Source organism: Paludifilum halophilum, assembly GCF_002245355.1.
In the GTDB taxonomy this organism is placed as follows: domain Bacteria; phylum Bacillota; class Bacilli; order Thermoactinomycetales; family DSM-45169; genus Paludifilum; species Paludifilum halophilum.
On sequence record NZ_NOWF01000029.1, the window covers coordinates 1 to 1702 of the forward strand.

1 rRNA gene is annotated in these 1702 nt (G+C 58.5%); it reads left to right on the forward strand.

The window, feature by feature from the left end:
• Positions 1–72: 72 nt before the first annotated feature.
• Positions 73–1625 (forward strand): 16S ribosomal RNA (locus CHM34_RS18245).
• Positions 1626–1702 lie beyond the last annotated feature (77 nt).

Here is a 1702-nt window from a genome sequence, read left to right on the forward strand (position 1 = left end):
GACAACGGGAAGCGTTCCTTGAAAACTGAAGAGCGAACAGGACCCTGTCTATTCGAGCAATCAAGCTCGCCTTTAACGGAGAGTTTGATCCTGGCTCAGGACGAACGCTGGCGGCGTGCCTAATACATGCAAGTCGAGCGGACCGAAGGGGAGCTTGCTCCCTGGAGGTCAGCGGCGGACGGGTGAGTAACACGTGGGCAACCTGCCCGCAAGTCCGGGATAACCCCGGGAAACCGGAGCTAATACCGGATATTCCCATTGTCTCACCTGGGGCGATGGGGAAAGGCGGCTTAGGCTGTCACTTGCGGATGGGCCCGCGGCGCATTAGCTGGTTGGTGGGGTAACGGCCTACCAAGGCGACGATGCGTAGCCGACCTGAGAGGGTGACCGGCCACACTGGGACTGAGACACGGCCCAGACTCCTACGGGAGGCAGCAGTAGGGAATTTTCCGCAATGGGCGAAAGCCTGACGGAGCAACGCCGCGTGAGTGAGGACGGCTTTCGGGTTGTAAAGCTCTGTTCTCCGGGAAGAACGGCGGGAGGTTGAAGAAGCCTTTTGCATGACGGTACCGGAGAAGAAAGCCCCGGCTAACTACGTGCCAGCAGCCGCGGTAATACGTAGGGGGCGAGCGTTGTCCGGAATTATTGGGCGTAAAGCGCGCGCAGGCGGCCTGTTAAGTCTGGTGTGAAAGACCGCGGCTCAACCGTGGGGGTGCATCAGAAACTGGCAGGCTTGAGTGCAGGAGAGGGGAGCGGAATTCCCGGTGTAGCGGTGGAATGCGTAGAGATCGGGAGGAACACCAGTGGCGAAGGCGGCTCTCTGGCCTGTAACTGACGCTGAGGCGCGAAAGCGTGGGGAGCGAACAGGATTAGATACCCTGGTAGTCCACGCCGTAAACGATGAGTGCTAGGTGTTGGGGGTTTCACGCCCTCTGTGCCGAAGGTAACCCAATAAGCACTCCGCCTGGGGAGTACGGCCGCAAGGCTGAAACTCAAAGGAATTGACGGGGGCCCGCACAAGCGGTGGAGCATGTGGTTTAATTCGAAGCAACGCGAAGAACCTTACCAGGGCTTGACATCCCGCTGACCGGTGTAGAGATACACCTTCCCTTCGGGGCAGCGGAGACAGGTGGTGCATGGTTGTCGTCAGCTCGTGTCGTGAGATGTTGGGTTCAGTCCCGCAACGAGCGCAACCCTTATCTTTAGTTGCCAGCACGTCAAGGTGGGCACTCTAGAGAGACAGCCGGTGAAAGCCGGAGGAAGGTGGGGATGACGTCAAATCATCATGCCCCTTATGCCCTGGGCGACACACGTGCTACAATGGCTGGTACAACGGGAAGCGAAGCCGTGAGGTGAAGCCAATCCCCAAAAACCAGTCTCAGTTCGGATCGCAGGCTGCAACCCGCCTGCGTGAAGCTGGAATCGCTAGTAATCGCGGATCAGCATGCCGCGGTGAATCCGTTCCCGGGCCTTGTACACACCGCCCGTCACACCACGAGAGTTTGCAACACCCGAAGTCGGTGAGGGAACCCTTTGGGACCCAGCCGCCGAAGGTGGGGCAAATGATTGGGGTGAAGTCGTAACAAGGTATCCCTACCGGAAGGTGGGGATGGATCACCTCCTTTCTACGGAGTTATCGGGACCTTGAGGTCCGATACACAAGAACGAACCATCACGGGGTTCATGTTCGCTCTTTGGTTTT